Origin of the sequence: Novipirellula galeiformis (genome assembly GCF_007860095.1) — a bacterium.
Taxonomy (GTDB): domain Bacteria; phylum Planctomycetota; class Planctomycetia; order Pirellulales; family Pirellulaceae; genus Novipirellula; species Novipirellula galeiformis.
On the sequence record NZ_SJPT01000013.1, the window covers coordinates 34,468 to 59,154 of the forward strand.

13 protein-coding genes are annotated in these 24,687 nt (G+C 56.8%); 9 read left to right on the forward strand and 4 right to left on the reverse strand.

Annotated elements, in window-relative coordinates; translation table 11 throughout:
- The first annotated feature begins 1 nt into the window (after window position 1).
- From Pla52o_RS24180 to Pla52o_RS24215, 8 genes are all read left to right on the forward strand, one after another.
- The gene (locus Pla52o_RS24180) at window positions 2-2,170 is read left to right on the forward strand and encodes a serine protease (RefSeq protein WP_146597214.1); all 2,169 of its coding nucleotides are present in this window, start codon (window positions 2-4) and stop codon (window positions 2,168-2,170) included.
- Window positions 2,167-3,600: a DUF1501 domain-containing protein gene (locus Pla52o_RS24185; protein ID WP_231612626.1), complete on the forward strand. Its 1,434-nt coding sequence runs from the start codon at window positions 2,167-2,169 to the stop codon at window positions 3,598-3,600. Before Pla52o_RS24180 ends, Pla52o_RS24185 begins: the two co-directional genes overlap by 4 nt.
- Window positions 3,601-3,826: 226 nt before the next feature.
- Window positions 3,827-7,042, forward strand: coding sequence for a PSD1 and planctomycete cytochrome C domain-containing protein (locus Pla52o_RS24190; protein ID WP_146597215.1), 3,216 nt, complete (start codon window positions 3,827-3,829; stop codon window positions 7,040-7,042).
- A 4-nt stretch (window positions 7,043-7,046) separates the two neighbouring features.
- Window positions 7,047-8,516: a DUF1501 domain-containing protein gene (locus Pla52o_RS24195; protein WP_146597216.1), complete on the forward strand. Its 1,470-nt coding sequence runs from the start codon at window positions 7,047-7,049 to the stop codon at window positions 8,514-8,516.
- A 773-nt stretch (window positions 8,517-9,289) separates the two neighbouring features.
- Window positions 9,290-10,204, forward strand: coding sequence for a DUF1559 domain-containing protein (locus Pla52o_RS24200; RefSeq protein ID WP_146597217.1), 915 nt, complete (start codon window positions 9,290-9,292; stop codon window positions 10,202-10,204).
- A gap of 116 nt (window positions 10,205-10,320) precedes the next feature.
- Complete coding sequence (locus Pla52o_RS24205) at window positions 10,321-10,734, forward strand: hypothetical protein (protein WP_146597218.1); 414 nt, start codon at window positions 10,321-10,323, stop codon at window positions 10,732-10,734.
- A 504-nt stretch (window positions 10,735-11,238) separates the two neighbouring features.
- Complete coding sequence (locus Pla52o_RS24210; RefSeq protein ID WP_146597219.1) at window positions 11,239-11,910, forward strand: hypothetical protein; 672 nt, start codon at window positions 11,239-11,241, stop codon at window positions 11,908-11,910.
- A gap of 273 nt (window positions 11,911-12,183) precedes the next feature.
- On the forward strand, window positions 12,184-15,540 hold the full coding sequence (locus Pla52o_RS24215) for a LamG-like jellyroll fold domain-containing protein (protein ID WP_197169475.1): 3,357 nt from the start codon (window positions 12,184-12,186) through the stop codon (window positions 15,538-15,540).
- A gap of 246 nt (window positions 15,541-15,786) precedes the next feature.
- On the opposite strand, the gene Pla52o_RS24220 is transcribed toward Pla52o_RS24215, so the two are convergent.
- From Pla52o_RS24220 to Pla52o_RS24230, 3 genes are read right to left on the reverse strand one after another with little or no spacing between them, the layout of a single operon-like run.
- The gene (locus Pla52o_RS24220; RefSeq protein WP_146597221.1) at window positions 15,787-17,157 is read right to left on the reverse strand and encodes a c-type cytochrome domain-containing protein; all 1,371 of its coding nucleotides are present in this window, start codon (window positions 17,155-17,157) and stop codon (window positions 15,787-15,789) included.
- Window positions 17,158-17,178: 21 nt separating this feature from the next.
- A complete protein-coding gene (locus tag Pla52o_RS24225; protein WP_146597222.1) occupies window positions 17,179-19,692 on the reverse strand; it encodes a DUF1549 domain-containing protein in 2,514 nt (837 codons plus the stop codon).
- 1 nt (window position 19,693) lies between these two features.
- Window positions 19,694-21,487: a PPC domain-containing protein gene (locus Pla52o_RS24230; protein WP_146597223.1), complete on the reverse strand. Its 1,794-nt coding sequence runs from the start codon at window positions 21,485-21,487 to the stop codon at window positions 19,694-19,696.
- A gap of 445 nt (window positions 21,488-21,932) precedes the next feature.
- On the opposite strand from Pla52o_RS24230, the gene Pla52o_RS24240 reads away from it, so the two are divergent.
- Window positions 21,933-23,372 carry a DUF1501 domain-containing protein gene (locus Pla52o_RS24240; RefSeq protein ID WP_146597225.1) on the forward strand — a complete coding sequence of 480 codons (1,440 nt, stop codon included), beginning with the start codon at window positions 21,933-21,935 and terminating at the stop codon, window positions 23,370-23,372.
- A 24-nt stretch (window positions 23,373-23,396) separates the two neighbouring features.
- On the opposite strand, the gene Pla52o_RS24245 is transcribed toward Pla52o_RS24240, so the two are convergent.
- The gene (locus Pla52o_RS24245; RefSeq protein WP_146597226.1) at window positions 23,397-24,686 is read right to left on the reverse strand and encodes a M14-type cytosolic carboxypeptidase; all 1,290 of its coding nucleotides are present in this window, start codon (window positions 24,684-24,686) and stop codon (window positions 23,397-23,399) included.
- Window position 24,687 lies beyond the last annotated feature (1 nt).

Here is a 24,687-nt window from a genome sequence, read left to right on the forward strand (position 1 = left end):
AGTGACATACCGCAGAAAAAAATCCACTGCCATTGCGTTCGCTCACGGTGATATCGCTTGCCGACGATCTCGGAGCGATTCGAGAACGCACGTCTCGGCGAACCAAGCTGCTATCCTCCGCTCGCTCACGTTCGTCACGCTGGTCTTGTTTGGGGTTCCCGCGTCGACGTGGGCCCAATCGGTCTGTTTGCCAGCGCCGCGGCTCTTGACCACGATGCCGATGGGGGGCCAAGCGGGGACGCAAATCGAGGTCACGACCAGTGGCGAATTACTCGAAGAGGCCAGCGAAATGGTGTTTTCCCATCCTGGGATCGTCGCCACTGCGAAACTCGACGCCAATGGTGCGGTTGTGCCCAAGCAATACGTGGTCACGATTGCAGCCGATTGTCCTCCCGGCGTCCACGAGGCTCGTATGATGACCAACCGAGGTCTATCGACGTCGCGAGTTTTCTCCGTCAGCAAACTCCCCGAGGTGGTGCAATCCGGGGCATCGGCGAGTCCAGAGTCGGCGATGACGCTGGAGGTAAATTCCATTTGCAACGCCGTGATGCCGGTTCGCGCGGTCAACCACTACCGCTTCGAAGCCCGCAAGGACCAACGGGTGATCATCGATTGTGCCGCTCAAGGCATCGATTCAAAACTCAACCCGGTGTTGATCATCGCGGACTCCGAAGCTCGCGACTTAAGGGCCCAACGACGTGGCGATCTGTTGGATTTCACCGCACCGGAGGATGGAACCTACATGATCAAGGTTCACGATTTGACCTTCAATGGAGGTGACACCTATTTCTACCGCCTCGCGTTGCAGGAGTTGGCGGCGGACGCCGCGCCGGAGCGTTTGCCATCGACAGCGCAAGTGAATGCGTTTTCTTGGCCACCGTTGGGGCTGCCGGCCGCCGCAGCCTTAACCGAAACCGAACCGAACAACCAACATACCGAAACCCAATCCATCACCCTGCCCTGCGATATCGCAGGAACCTTTTACCCTGCTGCGGACGTCGACCGCTTTGAATTCACGGCTAAGAAAGGCGAAAAGTGGTGGGTGGAAGTCGGCTCTGAGCGATTGGGTTTCCCGACCGATCCGTCATTGTTGGTCCAACGCGTTGACGAAGAGGGTGAAGGGGAAACGTTGGTTGACGTGGTCGAATTGCGTGACATTGCCAGTCCCGTGACCGTTTCGACCAATGCGTACTCCTACAATGGTCCTCCCTACAACGCGGGCTCCGCCGATGTTTTGGGTGTGATCGATATTCCGGCGGACGGTCGCTATCGATTGCAACTGACCGATCTGTTTGGCGGCACGCGAAACGATCCACGCAATGCTTACCGGATGGTGATTCGTAAAGCGGCTCCCGACTTTGTCTTAGTGGCCTGGGCAATGCACATGACCCTTCGCAACGGTGACCGCAACGCGTTGTCGAAACCGATGGCGCTTCGTCCCGGTTCGACGATGCCGTTGGAGGTGATCGTGGTCCGGCGAGATGGTTTTGACGGCGAAATTGAGATCTCCATGGACAACCTTCCCGATGGCGTCACCGCCCACGGGTTGAAGATCCCGGCCGGGGGATCACGCGGCATTATGTTGGTCACGGCTGACGAGGGCGCTCCACAAGGATACGCTCGCGCCTCATTTGTGGGCCGCAGTGAAATCGATGGCGAGAGCGTCACCCGCAACGTTCACTTGGCCTCGATGGCGTGGCCGGTCAAAGACGGTTGGTCCGAGATTCCCAGCCCGCGTCTACTGGCCGACGTCCCGGTTTCGGTCAGCGGCGTTGAAGTGGCGCCGCTAACGATCGCCGCTCGAGAAAAGAAGGTTTGGGAAGTCGCTGCCGGTGAAAAACTAACGATCCCGTTGGTCCATTACCGCCGTAGTGAATTCTCCGGTGCAGCCATGTCGGTGAAAACCTTCGGAGCGGGATTCGATAAGAACTCCAGCTTTGATCTCCCCTTGACGGCGGACAGTTCCGAAGCCGTGCTTGATTTATCGAAACTGAAAACACCTCCCGGCGATTACATGATCGCTTTCTATGGCAGCGCCGTGGCGAAATACGTCGATCCCCCCGCACCGAATGCGGCGGCCGGCGCCGCACCTGCCAAACCACGAGACATTGTCGATATTATCGTTTCCGAACCGATTGCCATTCGCGTCATGCCTGCGGAGAAATCATGAGCCAGTTCCCCAATGCCCCGTTCGTTCCCAATCCAATGGCATTCCAATCGGGACGCCGCGGATTCATGCGGATGGGGTTAGCCGGTTTCGCCTCGTTAAGCTTGCCCGGCATGCTGCGGCTTCGTGCGGCCAGCCCGACGACGAGTGCCGAGAAGACGGCGATTATCATGGTTTGGAAACCGGGAGGATGCTCGCACATCGATACCTACGACCCCAAACCGCATGCCGGTAGCGAATATCGCGGCCCGTTCGGGACGATTCCGACCAAGGTCGCAGGGATGCACTTTACCGAATTGCTGCCCCGCCAAGCGCAGATCGCGGACAAGTTCACGGTGCTGCGCAGTATGAGCCAAACCGCGGGCGGGCATCCGGCCGGTTCGATGCAAATGCTCTCCGGTGACTCGGACACCCGTGACAAACCCAAACCACGGCTTCCCGATTGGATGTCGGTGGCAAACTATCTCCGCTCCCAGCAAGGCTCTCGCAACAACCCGTTACCGTTGTCGGTCGGTGTCAATCCACCGACCCAGTACAATGGACCCGCCTACCTAGGCGATGCCTATTCGCCCTTTTCCGTTACCGGAGATCCGAACCAGCCCAACTTTGTCGTTCCCAATATTGGCTTGTCCGATGCCTCGGAAATTGAACGTCTGGGGCGCCGAGTGAGCTTGCGAGAAAAACTCGATACGCTCAGCCGAGCCTTCGACCAATATGGTGAACTTGGTGCCTTGGACGAGTTTGAAACGCAAGCGATGACGCTGCTCACCAACCCTCAAACCAAAGAAGCGTTCGACCTCAGCAAGGAGGACGACCGAACCCGCGATCGCTATGGCCGCAACACCTGGGGACAGCAATTGCTGCTGGCCCGTCGACTGGTCGAAGCCGGCGTCGAGATCTTGACGAGTAGTTTGCGGGGGCCGTTGTGCGGTCGCGTGCAAAATTGGGATGACCACGCCGTGAATCATCATGTTTTTGACGCGATGCGTTTCCGGTCGGCCGCCTACGATCAAGCGGTCACAGCGTTGATCGAGGATATCTATGAACGAGGCCTCGACAAACGCGTGATGGTGGTGGTGACGGGCGAGTTCGGACGTACGCCGAAAGTCAATTACCAACCGAGCACCGGAGCGGGCAACGCCAGCGCCCCGTCGGGAACCCAGCAACCGGGCCGCGACCATTGGCCTCGCGCCTTTTCGAACATCTGGGCCGGCGGGGGAATCGAAACCGGCCGATTTATCGGTGCCACCGACAAACGTGGCGAGGATGTGACCGAACGACGTTGCAGTGCGGATGATTTTCTCGCCACCATTTACCAACACCTCGGTATCGACTCGTCGCAAGTCTTTATCGAAGACTTCAATGGACGTCCCACCCCCATTGTTGATCAAGGCAAACCGATTCGGGAACTGATGCGTTCGAGTCCCAGCTAATTCCTCGACTCGTCGAATTCAACGGTCGAAGGGTGGAAATGGCTTCGCATTCGCAGCTGATTGCTGTTATGCTGTCTAGTTAATGCTGTTAATTAGATCGTTCAGGCGATCACTCGCCCCCCCCTTGCCTGCCCCCCCACCCTTCGACACTGCTGACGCCGGGCAACGCCAGTAGTCGATTCGGCCTTTTGAGGTCGCGAGCCGCAATCTGAGCGGAGGAGTCTTAATGCGTATTGTCATCTGCTTTGTCGTATTGGCCATGACAACGATTTTTGAGTCGCCGGTCTGGGGCGTCGATTATCTGACGCAAATCAAACCGATGCTCGAGGAAAAGTGCTACTCGTGCCACGGGGTGCTCAAACAGGAAGGCGACCTACGTCTTGAGACGGTGCCTTTGATGCTCGAGTCGGGTGCAATCGAGCCGGGCGATGCGGAGGCGAGCTTAGTGTTCGAACGGATCATCGCAGACGAGGATGATCGCATGCCGCCGGCGCATGATGGCTCCGCGTTGAAGCCAGATCAGATTGCTTTACTGAGAACTTGGATCGACGAAGGCGCGATTACTCCCGAGGAAGAGATTCCCAAGGGCCCCGCATCGCACTGGGCATTCCAAACGATTCAGCGGCCGCCGCTACCCGAATTGCCTGCGGACACCGCGTCCGAATGGACCGCCAATCCCATCGATCAATGGTTAGAATCCAAACGCGCCGCGATCGGTTTGCAAACGACACCGGTGGCCGATCGATCGATTAGCCTGCGGCGACTGTATTTAGACCTGGTGGGCTTACCACCGACCGCCGATCAACTCGATGATGATCGTCCTTGGGAAACGATTGTCGACGAATTGCTACAGAGCCCTCAGCATGGCGAACGATGGGCTCGGCATTGGATGGACGTTTGGCGTTACAGCGATTGGTACGGTCTGGGTGCCCAGTTGCGGTATAGCCAAAAACACCTGTGGCATTGGCGAGATTGGATCGTTGAATCGCTCAATCAAGACAAGGGATACGACCAAATGGTCACCGAGATGTTGGCCGGTGACGAACTCGCCCCGGAAGACCCCGATGTGTTGCGAGCGACCGGCTTTCTCGCTCGAAATTACTATCTGTTCAATCGCACGACGTGGCTCGATTCGACCATCGAACACACCAGCAAGGCGTTCATCGGGCTAACGCTCAATTGTGCCAAGTGCCATGACCACAAATACGATCCGATCACGCATGTCGATTACTATCGTTTTCGCGCGATCTTTGAGCCGCATCAAATCCGTCTTGATCCAGTCCACGGGGTCACGAACTTTGATACCGACGGATTGCCCCGAGCGTTTGACGACAAACTCGACGCCAAGACTTATTTGCATCTCCGCGGCGAAGAGAGTAAACCGGACAAAGAAACCGAGATCACTCCGTCGGTTCCGGCGATCCTGGCGGATTTCGCCCCGCCGATCGAGCCGATTGAACTTCCCCGATTTGCCTACGCCCCAGGCACGCGAGATTACTTCCAACAAGCCAAGCTTGCAGACGCCCAAGCCAAGGTCGCCGCGGTCCAAGATGAATTGATCGCGGCTCGTCAGCGGCACGAGACGGCCCTTTCAACTGCCTCAGTCGAGCGTCCCGACGAGAAAGTCGACTTCGTCACCGTCGATGAGTCATTTGACCAACTCGATAACGAGCGATGGGAGCTGATTGGGGACGGATGGGAATTCCGCGACGGCATGCTGCACCAAACCACCGACTGTCGCGAAGGGCATGAGCTCAAGCTACGAACCCCGGCGCCACGAGACTTCGAATTGACATGCCGCTACCAGGTCACCGGTGGCAGTACGTACAAATCGGTGATCTTCCAGTTTGATCGAAGTGACGATACCAAGTACAGCAACTCGGTTTACACCAGCGCTCATGAACCCGGCCAGAAGGCGCAAGTGACGTACACCCGCAATGGCAAACCTGTCTATCCAGGTCAAGGCACCAAGTCGCTCAAACTCGAAGTCGGCAAAGCGTATCAACTGCGATTCGCGGTTCGCGATCGCCTCGTCAATGTTTGGCTCGACGATACATTCTTGATCGCTTACACCTACCCCGACCGCCGTCCCGAAGGCGTTTTCTCGGTGGCTGGATTTGATGCCACGGTGGCCTTTGACCAACTCACCCTCCGAGCATTGCCCGAAGATTTCGAGCTGAAGCCCGCTGGCAACAAAGCCGCGCCAACGGTCGACCAATCGCTCAAGGCGATTGCCGTGGCGGAGGCGAAACTCGATGCCGCAAAGGCTCACGTCGAACGCGTGAGCGCCATCATCGCCGCAGACAACTTGCAATACGAGACAAACTCCGCCCCGAAAGAAACTTCGGCTGCAATCCAATTGGCCAACCAGCGGGAAGCTCAATGGATGCAAGCGGAGGCAGCTCATGAATTACAGTTGCACGAAGGGGACGACAAAAAGACCAAGGCGGCGCAAGCGAAACAGGTCGCCGCAGAGGAGCTACTAAAGAAAGCCGCCGACGGCTCGGCGCACTACACGCCGCTTCGAGGTTCCCGCAAGGCGCTTGAAACCCCCGAGCATAACTTTGAGACCTACGCGGCTACCTATCCCAAGCAAAGCACCGGACGCCGACTCGCTTTGGCACGCTGGATCGTCGATCGAAAGAATCCCTTGACCGCACGCGTCGCGGTAAATCATGTCTGGATGCGACACTTCGGTGAGCCACTAGTGGAGACGGTATTCGATTTTGGGTTGCAAGCGAAACAACCCGTGCACGCTGAATTGCTCGATTACCTCGCTTCGGAATTCATCGAATCGGGTTGGAGCTTTCGACACTTGCATCGTTTGATGGTCACCTCGCGTGCCTACCAACTACGCAGTTCGACGCTCGACGCTGACCCTGCGACGTTGGCGGCCGACCCGAATAACGCTTACTACTGGCGGATGAACACGCGCCGGATGGAGTCTCAAGTCGTGCGTGATAGCTTGTTACATTTGGCGGGCACGATTGATCTGACACTAGGCGGTCCCAGCGTCAAACCGGGGCCTGAAAGCCGACGTCGCAGTCTGTATTTCACCCACTCGGCCGAAACGCATGATAAATTCCTGACCATGTTCGACGATGCCGATCTGATGCAATGTTATCGCCGTAGCGAGAGCATTGTCCCTCAACAAGCACTCGCCCTGTCCAATAGCGAGCTAGCCTTGACCGCTTCGCAGCAGATCGCCCAACGGATCGGTGACAACGATCCCGAAGCGAATCTCGAGCAGTTCATCGAACAAGCATTCTTTGCCCTGCTCGCTCGTTTGCCAAATGAGGAAGAGGTCCGGCAATGTACGCAGTTCAGCCACGACATGGCGGTGCTGCGAAACGACATGAACGCCGCTGAGTTAGACGCTCGAATTCGAGCGAGATTGGTGCATGTCTTAATTAATCACAACGACTTTATTTCGATTCGGTGACTCGATGAATCCCCTCCGTTTAAACCCAACCCCGCCGAGCGCTAGCCGCGTTTCACCACGTCGTCAATTTTTTACTCAGTCCGCTTTGGGACTCGGGGGCGTGGCGTTGTCGGCGATGCTGCAACAAGATCAGCTTTCGGCGGCTGGCTTGAATGCCATCGATGGACAACCGCATTTTACGCCCAAGGCGAAGAATGTGATCTGGCTATTCATGCGCGGTGGCGTCTCGCACATGGAGAGTTTTGATCCCAAACCGGCGCTGAATCAGTTTGCCGGGATGTCGATCCCCGAGACTCCCTTTGCCGAAGTGCAACATTCCGAGAAACTTAAACGCGTCCGGGTGGTGGTGGTCAACGATGCCAACGGACAACAACGCAACAAACTCTATCCACTACAAGTGGGTTACAAAAAGTACGGCCAAAGTGGCATCGAAGTCAGCGATTGGTTTCCTCACATTGGCTCACGGATTGACGATATTTCGGTGATCCGATCGATGTGGACCACCGACGACAATCACGGCGCTCAGGTGCAATTCCATTCGGGTCGACACATGCTCGACCCCCGCGTGCCGACAATCGGAGCGTGGATTAATTACGGCTTGGGAACGCTCAACGATAATCTGCCCCAATTCATCAGCATGGGGCCGCGCTTCTTTGATCGCCGCGATGGCCATTACCTGGGTCCCGCCTACGATGCCGTCGGGCTTAAAGTCGATCCCAAAAATCCGTTGGATTACGCTAAAGCAGAAAAGGCGGTCTCCGACCCAGAGCAGCGACTTGGGTTTGACCTTGTTAGCCAACTCAATCGGCTCAACGAATCGCAATTCCCCCACGATTCCGCTTTGGAAGCGCGCACGAAGGCCTACGAGTTGGCGTTCCGAATGCAAACCGCAGTGCCCGACGTGATTCAATTCGACCGCGAAACCGCAGCGACAAAAAAACTGTACGGTTTAGACCGACCCGAAACTCGCGATTTCGGCCAACAACTCCTGGCGGCTCGCCGGTTCACTGAACAAGGCGTCCGCTTTATCCAGATCATGCATGGTGATGGCGCCGCGGGCGCTTGGGACCAACATTCGAATCTGAAGAACATGCACTCCAAACTGGCTGGCCAAGTCGACCTGCCCATCGCGGGCCTACTGACCGATCTAAAGCAACGAGGAATGCTCGACGAAACCTTGGTGGTGTTCGCGACCGAATTCGGACGCACCCCAGGATCTCAAGGCAGCGACGGACGAGACCACCACCCCTATGGCTTCAGCGTCTGGATGGCTGGAGGAGGGATCAAAGGAGGCGTTGCTCATGGTGCCACGGACGAGATCGGATTCCATGCAACCGAGCATCCGCATTATGTCACCGACGTGCATGCCACAATCATGCACCAACTCGGCCTCGATTCACATCGCATGGAAGTCCCCGGTCACAAACGTCTCGAACAAGACTTTGGCAACGTGATTCACGACATCATCAGCTAGTCTCGACTTTCTTTGCTGGCCCATTCGAAACGACGTCCCAACCTCAAGCGTCATCTACGTCCCTCCGACACGACGCCATGGAAACACTTGGCACCTCACCCAAGTGTTTCGATGCGATCAAGCTGGAGCGTGAGACGCCTCCAACCCGCAATGGAACGACAACGGCGTCATTGCATTGTTCGATTATTGGCAGCACCGGGGATCGCATCGTTTGCTTAGCGCGGAGAACCCAACCGTTGCGATCACGCCGATGGTCCGATTAAGCCGGCGACCCTACGCATGTATTCTGTCTTTTTCTTAAGTTTTTCGAAATCGATGGCAACGACATTGCTCCTCCCCCCAGGCAGTCAAAGCTAGCTAGCCCCAAGCGACTGCCGCCCTCCCCTGAGCAGGTGTGGTGATTGGTCTCGCACCTGCGAAATGAGCCAACTTTATCGCGCAAAGCAGTCTCAATGGCGGTCGACACGCTCCCATGGAGAGGTACCGCCCCCACCTCGGGTGCACCCTATTGCCCCCTCGAAATAGACTTGCGATTCAGTCTAGCAACCAACCGGCGCTGCCATTTGTTTGTGCCCCCCTGCGTGGCTAACGGGAAGTGTTTTTTGCGGCAATTTACGTGTTTTCGTGCAAACAACCCACGCAACACGTGACGTGCACGTGCGTGCTGTCCCCTTTTGCAAAGGAGTCACGGCAAGCTACTCTATAGGTTTACTTGCAGCTCCAATTTCCAAAGTTGCTGCGCATCTTTGACACCTAACTTTTCACAAGTGAACATGACGCAACCAAACCGCCAAAAAGGATTCACCCTCGTAGAGCTCTTAGTAGTCATCGCCATCATCGGAGTTCTTGTCGGACTATTGCTTCCAGCGGTGCAAGCTGCCCGCGAGGCGGCTCGCCGGATGAGTTGTTCCAATAACATGAAACAACTCGGCTTGGCGATGCACAACTACCATGACACCTTCCGTTTGTTTCCGTACGGATACATGGAAACCGGTAATTTCCACAAACGTGAAGGTTGGATGCAGCAAGTGCTTCCGTTCATTGAAATGGGCACCATGTACGAACAATACCAAGCGTTTGACGGGGCGTGGACGATGGACACCCCGCCCGAATTGAAGGACGCCCTGATTCCGGCGTTCATGTGTCCCTCGGATCCTGGCGCTGGCGGATTTGGCGGCGGCGGAGGACTTCGTGCGGGTGGCGAAGGTTTCCAAGGCAATTACGTCGCTGCGACGGGAAACACCGAGATGACTCGTCCGATGACCAATTTGAATGGCATGTTCTATAACGAGTCGAAGACAAAGATGCGAGATTTGATCGACGGCACGTCAAATACGGTGATGTTTGGCGAGTCGCTCGTCCGCCCTGGTTTAGGCGGATGGGGCGGTGCCGGTGGCTACTGGGGCGGCGGTCCACACGGCGCCTTCGGCTTTACGACCTGGCAATCACCGAACTCGACCCTGCCCGATCAAGTCTACTCCTGTAAGGACGAGAACTATCGATTGGCACCCTGTACCTCGGTCGGTACCGCGCCGGAAATTCGTAACTTCGCTCGCAGTGTGCACCCCGGCGGAGCTCAGTTCACACTCGCCGATGGATCGGTTCGCTTCCTGACGGAGTCGATCGACTTGATCACCTATCGTGCCATCGGCTCACGCAACGGTAGCGAAGTCGTTCAGTTGCCATAGGTTCGGTTCGTGCTTCGCTGGATGGATCGGCACTGAAATCTTTTTCACGCTGCCTCCATTCTCCAATCGTGCTTTCGCACTCCACTTCAAAACCACTCGCCCCTAATTTCAAAACGATGTCTGTAAAGTTCAATCTTTCCTTTGCTGCCTGTCTGCTGTTGACCGGACTGACCCTCGCTGGATGTAGCAGCAGCGATCCGCTGGATCGGGCCATCGCCGAAGGAACCGTCACCGTTGATGGGACTCCCCTAGCGATTGGGGACATCACCTTTGTCGATGATGACCCTTCGGTTCAATCGGACAACGTGAAAGTAGTGGACGGTGCGTTTAGTGGACCGGTCATCCCTGGCACCAAAAAAGTCCAAATTCGTGGCTATGAAGTGGTGTCTGCTAACGTTCCAGCGGACTCACCCGAGGCGGGAACGACCTTCAAGAAGCAAATCCTGCCCGCGAGATTCAACGACCAAACGGAACTGACCGAAACGATTCCAAGTTCGGGACCGCTTAGCTACAGCCTGACGACCCAGTAAGCCGATCGGCCTACTTGAACGAAGATCGCGCCCCTGCTTTCCGCCGGCCCCACGCTCGGCGGAAAGCAGGGGTTTTTCATTGCGTTCCGCTCAAACCCGGATATTGCATGCGAACGACCAGTAATGTTTGAACCGCTTTGTTGCCCAAAGGTGTTACGCCTTTTGAGTGAGGTGCGCAATTAAAATCATCCCCGAAGTGTTAGCGAGCGAATCGACGAAGGCTCCCTCGCTGACGCTTCGCGTGATGCAATGTCAGTTCTAAGCTTCACGACTGGGGTGGCCCCACGCCCTCCGCGCGGCACGATGAAGGAATCTCAATCGCATCCCCCTCTCCATTTGACGAGAAGCATCTCTGACACGGCAGCGACTAGGGGGATAGGCACCATCCGGCTGGGTGGCACGCAGGGATTTGGGAGACGAGGGTGCAGGTTTTGGGTTGAAAAGACATTCAACCTTAATCATTGTTGCGTAACCCCCCCCTCTATAAATCACCCAAGTAGATTCATGCTTAAACAAGCCACGGCCCCCAACAACCGTATTCTCGTCCTCCTGCTTCTGGCTGACCTTTGTTTCATCGTCCTGTATGGATTGTATGGGTTCAAGTTCGTGACGGATCCTAAGTTTGGTTTGATTGAGGATTGGTCCTACGGCGAGGTCTTTCAGTACATCAAGGAACTGTGGATCATCGCGTTACTTCCTTTCGTAGCGGTGCAACAGCGCACATGGCGGTACGTCGTGTGGATCGGCGTGTTCACTCTCATCTTGCTGGATGATTCGTGCCAGTTCCACGAACGCATTGGGGGACAATTGGCGGAGGCGTTGAATCTGCCTAGCTTCGGCAATCTACGCGCTCAAGACACCGGAGAAATGCTTTACGCAGGAGTTCTCGGTCTCAGTTTGCTGTCAGCGATTGCGGCATCGTTTTGGAACGCCTCCGCGATCTACAAGCAAACGGCGATTCAATTGATCGCCCTACTCGGTACGTTGGCATTCTTCGGCGTCGGTGTCGACATGATTCGTGTTGATCAATACCCGTTGCTCGATAAAGCAATGGGGGCCCTAGAGGATGGCGGCGAACATATCGCGATCAGCCTGATCACTTGGTTTGTCTATTGTCGTTCCATGCCCGATTCCACGTCATCTCTCCCTAACCGCTACTCGATCGCCGCGCGTTGATCATCCGACGCGCAAGAGAACCGTTTGTGTGACAAGGCGTTCGTCCTTTGGACGTGACATCGTTTCCATCAAACAGCGTCGGTTCGATGGAACGGCGGTTAGCCTATCGGTTCCCCATCGTCGGTGGTGCCGACCGTCGACTCCCTCAAGCCAGGGAGCCGTTTGCTGCTACGCCGCCATCAACTCCGTTCAATGCCGTGGAATGGCTCCACGCAGGTATCAAAACAGGGTAAACTCTTTCGGACTCCCACCGTACGAAACACGAGATCCCCAATGCTCCAACCACGAAACCGCGGAATCCGAATCCCCCAAATCGGATACCGTTTGATCGCAGCGACCGTCGTCATCGCCAGCACGTTTGCCGCAGGCAGCGTGTCAACCGCGTTAGGGCAAACCAACGCAGCGACATGGTGGAACGGCTACAGCGGCGCCGACGCAAACGGCGTCGAGGTGTTGGGGTTCTGGAACTTTGATGGGGACGAAGCTGCATTCACGCGTGATTCATCGTCACATCAGCATAAGGCGAACCTGCGTGGTGCCAAACGCAGTACCGAGGGTCGCTTTGGCGGTTGTTTGGAAAGCGCTGCTGGCTATCCCGTGATCGACGAAAGCCATGGGATGCAGGTCACTAAGTCATCGGTCTTGTCACCGCGTGGGGCGTTTACCGCCGAATTGTGGATCAAACCGAAAGCGGCGGAGGCGTTTCCCAAGGAGACGCGTCCGGTCTTGCTCGATTCGAAATATGTGCCCAATGAGCATACGGGATTCATGTTCTCGTTGACCACAGGCGGTGCCAACAATGACCGCCGGATGAGCGTTGCGATTGGAATGGGATCACGCTCGGAGACCTGGTTCTCGGATCCCTTTGAGTTGTCCCCCGGTCGTTGGCAGCATGTGGCATTCACCTACGATGCGCTGGGGACCGTTACCTTTTACGTCGACGGTTCGGAGCTCAGTCGCCGGTTCCACTCCGATGCCGGCCCGATGGCTCCGGCGACGCGAGCGTTGTCGATTGGCGATCGGCTCGGTTCAAACTACAACGGTTTCCCAGGTTTCATTGACGAGGTTCGCTTGACGAGCGGCCAACGGGAATTTCACCCTGTCAAGTTTGAAGCCGATGTAGACCGTTTTGTCGTCGTGCGAATGAGTGAAAAGGCGACAATCAGCGGGGTGTTGATCAACCAAACCGGAAAGCCGCTCACGGGGGCAACCGTCGCGGCGCGACTTCCCGGTGGCACGACAAGTTCCACTCCGTTGCCGGAGGTGCCCGCAGGCGATCGTCATCCCCTAGAATTCACCATTGATTCATCATTGAAGCCGGGTGAATACACCGTGGAACTGAGTGTGAGTTTGCCCGACTGGGGAACTCACGAAGCCGGCTATCGCGCCACGAGCCAGATCCCGGTTGTTATCGTGCCTCGCGATTTACCGACACGCATGCCTGTTGTGATGTGGGGTGTTGGTGGCACCGACGGGGTCGTCCAAGAGATCCCGCGGCTCAAAGAACTTGGCTTTACTCATTGTCTTGGTTTACGGGTGGACTACCGAAAGGTTTGGGACGAAGGTGCCAAGGCGTTGCCTGGGACGCCGGAGAGCATTCGCAATAGCCGCGAGATGCTCAATGCCGCACTGGAGAACGACATCAAAATCATCGCGTCAATGTCACCCGGTAGTTGGTTGCGCCACGCCGAGGTTGGCAAGCCTTTTCGACGCATCGACCGGAACGGGAAAGCATACGATCGCGAGGATGTCAGCGGGATTTATCAACCCGTCCAAGATTTCTGTTTCCATGCCGGAGCTGCCGTCGGCAAAGCTTACGGTGATCATCCCGCCTTCGCGGCCGCTTTGCTTCACACGGAAGTTCGCGGCGAGTCGCAACTCTCATTTCGACCTGAAGAGGTGGAAGCCTATCGCAAAGCGACCGGCGCTATGATCCCCGATGAAGTCAGCATCAAGAATGGCGTGGACTATCGCAAGCTTGCCGATTTCCCCAAGAATCGGGTGATCCCCGACAACGATCCTATCCTGCAGTACTTACGTTGGTTCTGGCAAACCGGCGACGGATGGAACGAATTGAACACGCGGCTCGATCAAGGTTTAAAAGAACAGATGGATCGAGACGATTTCTGGACGTTCTATGACCCGGCCTGTCGCGTCCCCAGTATCAGCGGCAGCGGCGGAGGCGTCGATGTGTTGTCGCACTGGACGTACAGCTATCCCGATCCGATTCGCATCGGATTGTGTACGGACGAACTCTTCGAAATGGCTCGCGCCGGCGGACGCGAGCAAGATGTGATGAAGATGACTCAGTTGATCTGGTATCGTTCCCAAACCGCCCCAATCAATGCGACCCCGACTGGCGAAGCATCCCCTTGGGTCGACCAAGATCCCGACGCCGCTTATATCACGATCGCGCCGATGCATTTACGTGAAGCGTTCTGGTGGAAGATCGCACGACCGATCAAAGGCATCATGTATCACGGTTGGCAATCATTGGTCGAAACCGATTCACCCTCCGCCTACCGCTACACCAACCCGAGTACTCAGCACGAGTTGAAGCGACTCGTGGCCGACGTGGTGGTGCCGTTAGGCCCGACGTTGATGCAAGTGCCCGATGCGGAGTCGGATGTTGTCTTTCTGGAGAGTTTTACTTCTCAAATGTTTGCTCGGCGCGGCACTTATGGCTGGAACCACACTTGGGCTGGCGACATGTATCACATCCTCATGTATTCACAATTGCAACCGCGTGTGATGTACGAAGAGTCCTTGCTGAATGGTGGACTCAGCGGCGCCAAGGTGCTCGTGCTGGCGGATTGTGATGTGCTGACCGAATCGACCGTCAAAGCCATCCAAGCTTTTCAAGCGAACGGTGGATTGGTGATTGGCGATAACGCAACGTGTCCCGCGATCCAATGCGACAAGACCATCACTCGCTTTAATCGCACGAAAAAGGCCGACGCCGATCGTGCGAACCTTCAAGCCGCAGCCAAAGACTTACGTGACTGGTTGGATTCCCGGTATTCACGCATGCTCGACTCGGCAACCCCCGATGTCGTCACGCGACGGCGGCAATTTGGAACTACCGACTACGTCTTCGCCGTCAACGACCGTCGCGAATTCGGAAGCTACGTGGGTGACTACGGATTGACGATGGAGAACGGATTGCCATCGGAAACCCAGATCCAACTGGAACGACGATCGGGACACGTTTATGACTTGCTCGCCCATCGCGAAATGTCAATCGAAACCAACGACGATGCGATTGAGTTTCCCTTGTCCCTCGGGCCTTGCGAGGGTCGTGTGTTCATGGTCACCGAGCGGCCGATACGCGACGTCGTCGTGACGGTGCCCGAAACAACGGCCCCCGGCCAAACCGTGACATTCGAGTTCGCGGTGACCGATGGTGATTCCCCGATCGATGCGGTGATTCCAGTCGAGGTTCGAATTGTCGATCCCGAGGGGATGGAAGCGGAGAAGACCGGTTACTACGGCGCCGTTGGTGGGAAGCTCAGCATCCCGTTTGACTTCGCAACGAACGACCGCCCCGGGGTGTGGGAAATTCAAGCCAAGGAGCTCGCCTCAGGTCGTGAAGCCGCCGGCTATCTTCGTTTGACCGCCCGTCAGGAATGAGATTCAACCGCACGGTTGCGGCTTGCTTGCTCGCTGCGGTCACAGACTGCGCTCACAGCGCCGCTACCTTCTGGCGAACGTAGCTACCCGGAATTACTTCACAGCGTAGCCCTTCGGGGCTTTGCTAACGTGGGGACACCGAAAAACCTAGGAGCTTTCATTCCCAAATCCTAAGTGCTATCGCGCCTCGGGTACTCAGAAAATCGCAACGGCAACACTGACGCGTCAGGTTGTCCCATACGCAGATTACGGGACAACGGTCACTTTGCTCAAACCTGGGGCGGCGAGAAAGCGGGTGATCTCACTGCCGTCCTGCATGTTCCAGACATGGACCTCGCCATTGAACGTTCCCGTGACCAACCGCTGCCGAGTGCTGTCCACCGCGAGAGCCGTCACCCAATCGTTGTGCTTGTCATAGCTGCGAACCTGAGTTCGCTTCGCCCAATCGAATTGCCGAGCGGTTCGGTCGGCCGACATGCTAAACAAAGAATCGCCCACGATTTGCAAACCATGAACCGCATCCGCATGTGCCAGTAGTGCTTGACGCGCTCCGTTGGCGACCGCCCAGTAGTGGATTTTCCCATCGCCGCCGGCGCTGAAGACGTGCGTTCCCTCGGGTGAGAACAACGCATCAAACACAACCGATTTATGTCCAGCATAGTTAACGACAAGGGTTCCGGTATTCGCATCGAACACCTTGGTCGTGTGGTCCCCGCTAGCGGACACCAACTGCGTTCCATCGGGACTCCAATTGACGGAGTGGATGCGATCGCCGTGGGCCTCGATCTTCAGACGCTCCTTGCCTGAGTCCAGTTCATAAACGCGCAGGGTAAAGTCGGGCAACGCCGCCGCCAATTCTTGTCCATCCGGCCGGACGGCGATCCCCAAGACTGTGTCACTGGTTTTTACTAGCAGTCGGCGTTCGGAGAAGTCACTCCCGTCCAAAAGTCGCACTTCGCCGTACACACCGGGGATTCCACCACTGGTCGCGAGTTGACGGGGCGTCGCGAAATATTCCAATTCCGCACTGCGTTCGGTGATCTTGGGCATCCGCTGCAGAAGCGTCCCATCCTCTGTGTTCCAGATCGACAATTCGCGATACCCGCTAACCAAAACATTGCCGCTCTCCGGTTCGATGGCGAGCGCCGTGATCGGGACGGCAGCACGATAGGCTTGTGGCGCTGCGGTATATTCCGCACGCGGCAACTGGGACGCCAACGGTAGGGCGGGGTTGGGGACATCCACCTTCGCACCTTGTTCGATCCAAGTTCGAATGGCGTCTAACTCCGTCTTCGGCAATGGGTCACCATCCAAAGGCATCCGCTCGCCGCGATCGTCGCTATTGACGAGCCTCCAAAGCAGGCTTTCCTCAAGGTTGCCTGCGGTCACTTGCCGCTCGCCGTAGTCAGCTTGTTCCATCAAGGAAGCGACCGTGTCCACACGGTAGCTGCTCTCGCTTTTTTTGGCTCCATGGCAACTCTCGCAACGTTGGACCAGAATCGGAGCGACGTCGCGGATGAAGCTGATCGGCCGCTCACCTTCCGCAGCGTGCGCATGGTTCAGACCTAGTCCGATCGTGCTGATTAGCAGCCCGCCTAGGCAACGAAGTCGTGACACCAATGAAGTACTCAAGATGGATTAATGCCGAAAAAGGAATTCTTTGGAATTGATGATGGACCAACAAATATCCTCCCAACCTTGCAAACGATCAGGCTGAGCATCGAGGTAGGCAAAGGCGGTCGCTTTTTCGTTTGCCTCGGGATAGCGAGCGTAGGCGGCCAAGTATAAATCCCTCAGCACGGTCGCGTCGTCCGCCTTGGCGGTGAGGGCAACACGGAAACGGTTGCTCGCACTTTGCAGTTTGGAATGAACCGCGCCGCCATTAAATAACTGCAACGCTTGCCCGAGATTGGAATCATCGGATCGTTCGCAAACACAGGTCGTCTCTCGATCGGGTTGTCCAAACAGCTTAAGAAAATCGTTGGCAAAGTCGGGACTCGGCAACTGTCCGGCACGTGTGCCCGGTGGTAGCCGCGAATAAGAATCCCACACTCCGGTCAACTGTCCGATCGAATCAGCCAACTGTTCGGCACTCAACTGGTTCACCTTGGCGTGCGAAAAGTAGTGGTTATCGTCGGCATTAAATGCGTTGCTCTGAGAACTGTGTTGGTAGACACGGCTATTGAGAATGCGACGCAAGATTTCCTTTTGGTCGTAGCCCGTTTTAATAAAATCCGCAGCCAAGGCGTCAAGTAATTCGCCATTCGCGGGTGGGTTCGAATCGCGAAAATCATCCACGGGCTCCACGATGCCCCGCCCCATCACGTGTGCCCAGATGCGATTGACACTGACCTTGGCGAAGAAAGGATTGTCATCGCTGGTCAGCCACTGCGACAAAACGGGGCGCAAATCGAATTCGTTTTCGTTTTCAACAACGCCTTTCAGCGGCAGCCAAGGCTTCATCACTTCTTTTGTACGTGGTTGCACGACGTCGCCGCGACGCGCGACCCATACCACCGTCTCGCCGTTGCGGCTGCCGGGCTTGCTTTTGACGCGTTGAAAGAACGCGGACAATCCGTAGTAGTTATCTTGCGTCCAACGTTCGTAAGGATGGTTATGGCATTTGGCACACTCCATCCGCACTCCCAAAAACAACTGTGCCGTCGCTTCGGTAGCCGACTCGGCGTCCGCATGGGCGCGATAATAGTTGGCGGCGGGATGATGGAACGTACTGCCCTGGGCGGTCAACAGCTGGCGAACGAATTCGTCCATGGGCATGTTGTGCTGAAAAACGTCCACCAACCAGTCGTTGAATTTGAACACCCCTTCGGCGCTCAGCGTCTTTGTTCGCACCCGCAACAAATCGGCCCATTTTTGAGCCCAAAAACTGGCATACTGAGGGGAATCCAGTAATTCGTCGATCAAGCGTTGGCGACGCTGTGGGTCTGCGTCCTCTAAAAACGCTTGGGCCTGATCAAGGGTCGGTGGGACTCCCGTGACGTCCAAATGAACGCGGCGAACAAACTCGTTGTCCGTACAAACCTCCGCCGCTTGTATCTGCATCTGTTGCAGTTTTTTATAGACCAAACTGTCGATGTAATTGGTTTCCGCTGGACTATTCCAGACAAACTCGGGAACGGGCCGCACCATGGTCAACAAGCATGTTTCCAAATGTTCTTCGAACCGGGCCATGATCGCCACATCACCGCGTTTGAGCCCCACGACCAACCCATCGGGTTTGACAATTGCGATGGCGGGATCCGAACTCGTCAATTTGGTCAAATCGGTCACGTCACGCGTTGATCCATCGGAAAAATGAGCCAAGACGAGCAATTGCTGGGTGTGGGCAGGCCAGTTCAGCAAACGCTGTTCGCCGGGCAACACCTCCACTTTGATACACTCGGGGGCATCCGCTGGATCAACAGGGCTGCCCTGGGCAATCCATTCCTTCAGCACCGCGTAGCCGGGGACGTCGCGGTGCAACCGCCGGCCACCGCCGTGGGCGACCTCCATCGTCGGTTTGCGCAACAACAAACTTTGTTCCGGATCATTTGCGTTGGTGCGGCGGCCCAAGGCCTCGCGAATCAATGTCAACTTATCGGCGTCGGGATCATAGGCCTCCAACGACAATCGAAACCCTCCCTTGCCGCTGGGCGTGCCGTGACAACTACCGCTGTTGCAGCCATGTTTAGTAAGTGCGGGAAGCGTCTCAAACATGAACGAGACACGCTGTTCTGCCTCCATGGGGGCTACGTGAACGGGCACGACCGCATGGAAATCGCCGACCGTCACGTCGAACTCCGTATCTCCCTCAGCGACCGGACGCACCAATCCCGCCCCCGATGGCGTCACCCCAGCTACTGCGACATCAGGATTGCGGGGCGTCAACTTCGCGACTCGAGAGAGGTCTCGGTGACCGCCCTGGGCGTCAATGCCCGAAACGATAACACGAACGACCGAGCGGCTTGAATGCAGGTCGATCCGCTGCGGATAAACCGCGATTTCAACGACGCCTGCCGTCGAAATGGCTTCCAGCGGTGGATGGTCAATCGAGCTCTCCGAAGCCCCTAGCTGCCCCGCACCGTTGGCCAAGATCCACGCCGTGATTAACCACAGCCCTGCTCGCTGCCAATGTTGATTTTCGCAATGCACGCTACTTCTCCTCCGTTTTTTCCGGACTCGGTGTTGCCGGTGTCACCCCTATAACCATTGCACCGTCCAGGAATTGCGGCACCCGCATCCCATCAACGCCGCGTGCTTCGATCGCGGGCAACGTGCTAACGACTTGCCGCGGCGAACCCTCGCCGCCGCTGACGCTACCCACGATCTTGACTCGGTGCAATTCGCCTGGGTTCCAAGTCGACGGCAGCTTGGCCTTGAACTCCAGCACGTTGGCGCCTTCGGCGATCACGTTTTGCTCCAACGTCACCCCCTCCAACGCCCCCACTTCAGCGCTCTGCAATGACAATTCGATGGGCCCCTTTTCGCCAGTACGTTTGGCGGTCACCTTGACCACCAGCGTGCCGTTTTGGGCCACGTTGAAAGTATCCCCGTCGGTCGTCAAAGTGAACGCCGGTGGATCCACTTCGATGGCCAATCGATACGCGTAGGCCGCACCGCCACGTTGCTGCAAATCCTCGGCACTCAAGAACACCTTGCCCGCCTTGGTTGCAGCATAAGTCAATTGCGTTCGCTGCGCGCCTTGGCTCGAGCCCTCCGCGAGCATCACTCCCGCTTCCGTCCACAACCGGAGGTAGACGTCCGCGGGCGATCCATAATGTTGCGATTCGGCGGTAACCACCACGCGTTGGCCCTCAGCCGCCGTCCATTGATAGAAATCAACGTCCTGTTCCTGCGCAAATCGACCATACGCAATGCCAGGGACTGGCAACGCAACCGCATGCTCGCGTTCCCCGTTAGGCTCTTGCTCAAGGACCGAGTCGATCGAGGGCTCAGCGGGCATGGTCGTGAATCCAGAGGCATCGTGATCCGCCGGCTTTAGGCTCAGCGTCACTGGGCCACCGCGCGTCCCTGGGCCACCGTCTATCACTGGGCCACCTTGTTCGGAATCGAAACGAGCTCGCAAGTCTGCGCTAGGCTTCAAGATCGAATCATCCGCGTTGACGAAATCCAGCGACGCTAGCGATTCGTTGTCGCTCCCGAGGGGATAAACGCAACGGATCAACGGGAAACGCCCGACGCGCAAGCGATAGCGATAGTCGGCTCCACCACGATGTTGCACGTCCCGCAACGCAAGGAAATAGACTCCTGCCGTCGGAACTCGAAACACAAACCGACTGTCCGCGCCGGAACTTGGTTCATCATCGCTGACGACCAACGGTTCCCCCATCTCATTAAACAGGGTCAACACCGTATCGAGCGGAGATCCAATCCGCTGGGCGACCACTTCAAAGGACAACTCCGTTTCCGCCTTCAGTTCCAAGCGATAGAAATCCGACTTGAACGCATCGCTAGTGCCATCAACGGCAATCGGCCACGCTAAGTCTTGCGCGTTGGCCATCTGGTCATGTACGCCGGACTCGGCAACCGATGGTAGGTCATCGACCATGAACAGATGCCAGGGGCTAACGCCATCCTTCGTGGCGACGCGAATGGCTCCCACCCCCACCGGCTGATCTGCGGCAAGGGTTAACTCACAACGGTATCGCGACGGATCGGTGGGCGTGGGCTCCGCGGTTTCTGCATCCGTTGCAGCTGTGTTGCCAACCGGTTCGGATTTGAGCTCCGTCGGAAAACTGGTCCAAACCTCAGTAATCTCGCCAAGCTCCGTGCCGCGAATTTCGATCGCTCGTGTGCCTCCAGCCGCAATTCCACGAGGCAGGATGTCTTGAATCACCGGAGGAGCGGCGTCAGCGTTGATCGCCATCCATCCACCCGCGAGAATGCAAATGCAACGTCCAGCAATGGCAAAGAAGGAATGCAGCATGGTGGGAACCGGAGGGTCGAAGCAAAGCGACGGGTTTCGAACGCAATGCGGCGGGCGCTAGGCCATGGGTTTGAGAACGCAAGCCAGCGGGACGAAGTATAGACGATAGCTTAGCAGGATGCAAAACCGTCGTTGCTTGCCAGTGCATGGCTGAATTGCAGAATGCGGTAATTTCGCTGTAAAAAGTTGACAAACGCGCCGAGATCTAAGCTAATGCTGCTAACGTCGGTAAACGGTGCCTGGATCGCGGTCGTGCAGCGACGACACGCACCCTCGAGCACTCCAGCGGGTACACTGACGAATGCAAGCGGGTGCACTTGAGCCCGCCGGAAAGCAAAGGGCGTGCGGCAGAGTGCGCATGACGACTTCATAGCCCACGGTTACCCCACTCGCCGCCAACTTAACTCCATCCCACCTAATTCATTTCCCGCCAAGGATCGCAGCCATGAGTCATTCATCCACTCACTGGGGGCATCAAAACGCCTTTGATCATTGGGCCCCACGCGCCCACGAAGGGGTGGTCGCCTACGATCGTCGCGGCATGCTGAAGGCCAGTCTCGCCGGCATGGCTGGATTGAGCGTGCCGAACCTACTCCGCGCCCAAGAGGTTCAAGCGGCGCGCAGTTCAGGCAAGAGCGTGATTCTACTTTGGATGGCTGGCGGGCCGAGCCAGATCGACACTTGGGATCCCAAGCCCGATCGTCCCGTGGAAAATCGGGGTCCGTTCTCCGTCATTCCCACCAAGTTACCGGGCGTAATGTTTTGTGAACACTTGCCGAAACAGGCCGCCATGCTTGATAAGATGACGATCATTCGCAGCGTGGATTGCCGCAAAAGTAACCACGAGCCGAACAAGGTGATGCAGACGGGCAATCTCGATGCGGCCCCGCGAGTGAACCCCGCGGGCGACACGTTTCCGAGTTACGGCTCGGTCATCGCGAAACACCATGGCCCTAACCAAGCGGGATTGCCAGCCTACGCAACGTTTATGAAATCGAAGACTCATGTGGCGTTTGCCGGATCGTTGGGACGTGAATATGACCCGTTTATCGCCGATAGTGCAGCCAAACTGCCCATCTACACCAACGTCGGTGTCGACACCGGCAAGTTAACCGACGCCGATTTATTCAAAACACCGTTAGGAGTCACCCCTGAACGCATCGAATCACGACGAAGTTTGTTACAAAGCCTCGACCGAATGGCCAGCCGAGTCGAACCGGCGATGGATGCGATGGACAAATATCAGCAGAAGGCAGTGGAGATGCTGCTCGGGTCGCGTGCTCGATCGGCCTTCGACATTTCCGCCGAACCTGAGTCGGTGCGTGAGCGTTACGGTAAACATCTATGGTGCCAACAAGCACTGTTAGCAAGGCGAATGGTCGAAGCGGGCGTGGCGTTTGTAACCCTCGACTTGAGCTACCACGGGGCCTCGGGCACCTGGGACAATCATGGCGACAATATTCCACCCTACGGCGGCATCTCCAAAGGTTTGAAGCCACTGCTCCCGTTGTTCGATCATCTGTTGACCACACTGGTCAGCGATCTCGAGGAGCGTGGTTTGCTCGACAAGGTACTGATCGTCGCGATGGGCGAATTCGGTCGAACGCCTCAAATTGGCACCCAGGGAAGCACCGATGGACGCAACCATTGGCCCTACGTAATGTCGATGACGATGGCCGGCGGCGGTTTGCGACATGGCCAAGTGATTGGCTCGACCGAAAAGGATGGCGGACAGATTGCGGATCGTCCGGTCAGCCCCGGAGACCTTGCCGCGACGATCTACAAATTCATGGGCGTCCCCTTGGACACCATGTATAACGATATCAACGGCCGGCCGTTTGGCATCGTACGCGATGGCAAACCGATCCATGAGTTATTTGGCTAACGCGTCGTCCAGATCGTGAGGTTGCTACTTTGGCAAATTCGGGTCGGCACGGTCGGATTGCAAGAACTGCGAGATGCCCGCTCCCATCGAAGCACCGATTTCCCGGTAACCCTCGGGCGTGCTGTGCGCGGTATTCCAGGGCGATTCGAGACACACCGCCACCGTGCGATCATCACCATGCTCGGTCACCCACGTGGCCGACATTTGTCGCCACAAGGGATGATAGTTTGGCCCGGTGCTTTGGGTTTTTCGGTCCAATGGAATCGGAGCTTCCCAAGCGGATTGGATCACGTCGAGCAATCGGTTCTGCCGTTGCGTGCGAGAGGGGGTCATGACCTGATCTGGGGCCACGTAAAAGTAGGCCGCTTTATTTCCCGGGCCGGGGTTATGGAAATCAACAAAGATCCCCATTCGCTGTTGAGAGCTCCATGATCGGATTCGATCTTGAACCGCAGCGACCTCAGGATAATAGGGTGTCTTGGACCAATCGCGATTGTGATCCTGCGGCGTCGACTCTTTGCCCCCATCACCGGTCGCCGTGCGATCCACGTCCATGATGGGGACGATGAAGGTGAGCGCGTTGTGACGTAGCCAGACGGCATCCTCAGCATCGCCAAGCACCCAATCGATGACTCCGCGTGTCACCCAACTCGACCCGCTCTCCCAGGCGTGCTGCCGCGCTTGCAACCAGACGACGGGCCGGCCCTCGACGGGAATGTCTCCTGAGGCAATTCGAATGCCTCGCACGAACCGCCCTTCGTGTGTCTTGGCCAACTCAAACGTTTCTACAAACGAATGCGTTTCCGCAGCCGTTTGCAGCCATTGATCGGTCATCTCCGGCGTCGCCATGGGGCCCCAAGCGATCCACATTTCCGGGCCGGTTGCATTGAACGAATAAGTGATCCCACCGTGCTCACGCTTTCCGGCTGGGGACTGCTGCCAATGCTCTCGATCAGTCGATAATGCGGCGCGATCGGGCAATGCCCAACCTGCATAAAGGGGTTTTCCTCCTCCGGGACGTCCACTCGGTATTTTCTCGGTCGAGCCCACCACGGTGACCTTCAATGGCTGACCTTCACGAAGTCCGATCGCCCGAAAGCACCACCATGCCGGCCAACCACGAACCGGATCCCCCGCGGGCATGATCCTCACCGACGCGGAGCTCGAATCGAGTTTGATCACGGTGGCGGAACCGCCTGAAAAGCGGGTTTCGATTGCGAACGTTGCAGTCGCATCGTTAGGCGAATCGGCACTTACCGAATTCGATAACAACGTGATCATGCCGACGGCGATGAGTGATTTCAGTTTGCACATG

What these genes read in the sequence shown, in the direction of transcription:
- Pla52o_RS24185 (WP_231612626.1), top strand. Translation starts at nt 2,167, where the DNA reads ATGAGCCAGTTCCCCAATGCCCCGTTCGTTCCCAATCCAATGGCATTC.
- Pla52o_RS24190 (WP_146597215.1), top strand. Translation starts at nt 3,827, where the DNA reads ATGCGTATTGTCATCTGCTTTGTCGTATTGGCCATGACAACGATTTTT.
- Pla52o_RS24195 (WP_146597216.1), top strand. Translation starts at nt 7,047, where the DNA reads ATGAATCCCCTCCGTTTAAACCCAACCCCGCCGAGCGCTAGCCGCGTT.
- Pla52o_RS24200 (WP_146597217.1), top strand. Translation starts at nt 9,290, where the DNA reads ATGACGCAACCAAACCGCCAAAAAGGATTCACCCTCGTAGAGCTCTTA.
- Pla52o_RS24205 (WP_146597218.1), top strand. Translation starts at nt 10,321, where the DNA reads ATGTCTGTAAAGTTCAATCTTTCCTTTGCTGCCTGTCTGCTGTTGACC.
- Pla52o_RS24210 (WP_146597219.1), top strand. Translation starts at nt 11,239, where the DNA reads ATGCTTAAACAAGCCACGGCCCCCAACAACCGTATTCTCGTCCTCCTG.
- Pla52o_RS24215 (WP_197169475.1), top strand. Translation starts at nt 12,184, where the DNA reads ATGCTCCAACCACGAAACCGCGGAATCCGAATCCCCCAAATCGGATAC.
- Pla52o_RS24230 (WP_146597223.1), bottom strand. Translation starts at nt 21,487, where the DNA reads ATGCTGCATTCCTTCTTTGCCATTGCTGGACGTTGCATTTGCATTCTC.
- Pla52o_RS24240 (WP_146597225.1), top strand. Translation starts at nt 21,933, where the DNA reads ATGAGTCATTCATCCACTCACTGGGGGCATCAAAACGCCTTTGATCAT.
- Pla52o_RS24245 (WP_146597226.1), bottom strand. Translation starts at nt 24,686, where the DNA reads ATGTGCAAACTGAAATCACTCATCGCCGTCGGCATGATCACGTTGTTA.